General features: G+C 50.4%; 2 tRNA genes and 2 rRNA genes. All 4 read left to right on the top strand.

Annotated features, from left to right (window positions below):
- Window positions 1-83: ribosomal RNA gene (locus BMX80_RS17445) — 16S ribosomal RNA — on the top strand; the annotation flags it as partial.
- Window positions 84-146: 63 nt separating this feature from the next.
- A tRNA-Ile gene (locus BMX80_RS17450) sits at window positions 147-223 on the top strand.
- 31 nt (window positions 224-254) lie between these two features.
- A tRNA-Ala gene (locus BMX80_RS17455) sits at window positions 255-330 on the top strand.
- Window positions 331-580: 250 nt separating this feature from the next.
- Window positions 581-2,705 (top strand): 23S ribosomal RNA (locus BMX80_RS17460); the annotation flags it as partial.

Consider the following 2,705-nt stretch of genomic DNA (forward strand, 5'->3'; position numbering starts at 1 on the left):
CGGTTACCACGGAGTGATTCATGACTGGGGTGAAGTCGTAACAAGGTAGCCCTAGGGGAACCTGGGGCTGGATCACCTCCTTAATCGAAAGATCACATTGTTGTAAGTACTCACACGAATTGCTTGATTCGAAGGCGAAGGCGATTGGGTCTGTAGCTCAGTTGGTTAGAGCGCACCCCTGATAAGGGTGAGGTCGGCAGTTCAACTCTGCCCAGACCCACCAATTTTAGTGGGCGTAACAGCCAGCCGAAATTGGGGCCATAGCTCAGCTGGGAGAGCGCCTGCCTTGCACGCAGGAGGTCAGGAGTTCGATCCTCCTTGGCTCCACCAACTTGCTAGATTCGCCGGGTTAGAAGAGAAGGGAAAGCACAGACAGGAAAGCTTTTAAAGTTATTAAAGCTTTGTTGTCTGGTCTTTGACCGGAACGTTCTTTAAAAATTTGGGTATGTGATAGAAGTGGCTAATTAATTATTTTCACTGATAATTAGTTAAGCCAAGGTAAAATTTGCGAGTTCAAGCGCAAGTTTTCGGCGAATGTCAAAAAGTTTACTGACTGACTCCAGATTATTTGGGGTTATATGGTCAAGTGAATAAGTGCATACGGTGGATGCCTTGGCAGTCAGAGGCGATGAAAGACGTGATAGCCTGCGATAAGCTTCGGGGAGGTGGCAAATAACCTTTGATCCGGAGATCTCTGAATGGGGAAACCCACTTAGCATAAGCTAGGTATCTTACACTGAATACATAGGTGTAAGAGGCGAACCGGGAGAACTGAAACATCTAAGTACCCCGAGGAAAAGAAATCAACCGAGATTCCCTAAGTAGTGGCGAGCGAACGGGGAGCAGCCCTTAAGCTTCTTTGATCTTAATAGAACGCTCTGGAAAGTGCGGCCATAGTGGGTGATAGCCCCGTATATGAAAAGGTCTTAGAAGTGAAATCGAGTAGGACGGGGCACGTGAAACCTTGTCTGAACATGGGGGGACCATCCTCCAAGGCTAAATACTACTGACTGACCGATAGTGAACCAGTACCGTGAGGGAAAGGCGAAAAGAACCCCTGTGAGGGGAGTGAAATAGAACCTGAAACCGTATGCATACAAGCAGTGGGAGCAGACTTTGTTCTGTGACTGCGTACCTTTTGTATAATGGGTCAGCGACTTATATTCAGTGGCGAGCTTAACCGAATAGGGGAGGCGTAGGGAAACCGAGTCTTAATAGGGCGTTTAGTCGCTGGGTATAGACCCGAAACCGGGCGATCTATCCATGAGCAGGTTGAAGGTGCCGTAACAGGCACTGGAGGACCGAACCCACTCCCGTTGAAAAGGTAGGGGATGACTTGTGGATAGGAGTGAAAGGCTAATCAAGCTCGGAGATAGCTGGTTCTCCTCGAAAGCTATTTAGGTAGCGCCTCACGTATCACTCCAGGGGGTAGAGCACTGTTTCGGCTAGGGGGTCATCCCGACTTACCAAACCGATGCAAACTCCGAATACCTGGAAGTGCAGCGTGGGAGACACACGGCGGGTGCTAACGTCCGTCGTGAAAAGGGAAACAACCCAGACCGTCAGCTAAGGTCCCAAAGTTCTAGTTAAGTGGGAAACGATGTGGGAAGGCTTAGACAGCTAGGAGGTTGGCTTAGAAGCAGCCACCCTTTAAAGAAAGCGTAATAGCTCACTAGTCGAGTCGGCCTGCGCGGAAGATGTAACGGGGCTCAAACTAGACACCGAAGCTACGGGTTCACACTATGTGTGAGCGGTAGAGGAGCGTTCTGTAAGCCTGTGAAGGTGAGTTGAGAAGCTTGCTGGAGGTATCAGAAGTGCGAATGCTGACATGAGTAACGACAATGGGAGTGAAAAACTCCCACGCCGAAAGACCAAGGTTTCCTGCGCAACGTTAATCGACGCAGGGTGAGTCGGCCCCTAAGGCGAGGCAGAAATGCGTAGTCGATGGGAAGCAGGTTAATATTCCTGCACTTCTAATTACTGCGATGGAGGGACGGAGAAGGCTAGGCCAGCACGGCGTTGGTTGTCCGTGTTTAAGGTTGTAGGCTGAGATTTTAGGCAAATCCGGAATCTCAAGGCCGAGAGCTGATGACGAGCACTCTTTTAGAGAGCGAAGTGGTTGATGCCATGCTTCCAGGAAAAGCTTCTAAGCTTCAGGTAATTAGGAACCGTACCCCAAACCGACACAGGTGGTCGGGTAGAGAATACCAAGGCGCTTGAGAGAACTCGGGTGAAGGAACTAGGCAAAATGGCACCGTAACTTCGGGAGAAGGTGCGCCGGTGAGGGTGAAGTATTTACTGCGTAAGCCCACGCCGGTCGAAGATACCAGGCCGCTGCGACTGTTTATTAAAAACACAGCACTCTGCAAACACGAAAGTGGACGTATAGGGTGTGACGCCTGCCCGGTGCCGGAAGGTTAATTGATGGGGTTAGCGCAAGCGAAGCTCTTGATCGAAGCCCCGGTAAACGGCGGCCGTAACTATAACGGTCCTAAGGTAGCGAAATTCCTTGTCGGGTAAGTTCCGACCTGCACGAATGGCGTAACGATGGCGGCGCTGTCTCCACCCGAGACTCAGTGAAATTGAAATCGCTGTGAAGATGCAGTGTATCCGCGGCTAGACGGAAAGACCCCGTGAACCTTTACTATAGCTTTGCACTGGACTTTGAATTTACTTGTGTAGGATAGCTGGGAGGCTTTGAAGCG

It is taken from the genome of Atopomonas hussainii (assembly GCF_900109735.1).
Lineage (GTDB): Bacteria > Pseudomonadota > Gammaproteobacteria > Pseudomonadales > Pseudomonadaceae > Atopomonas > Atopomonas hussainii.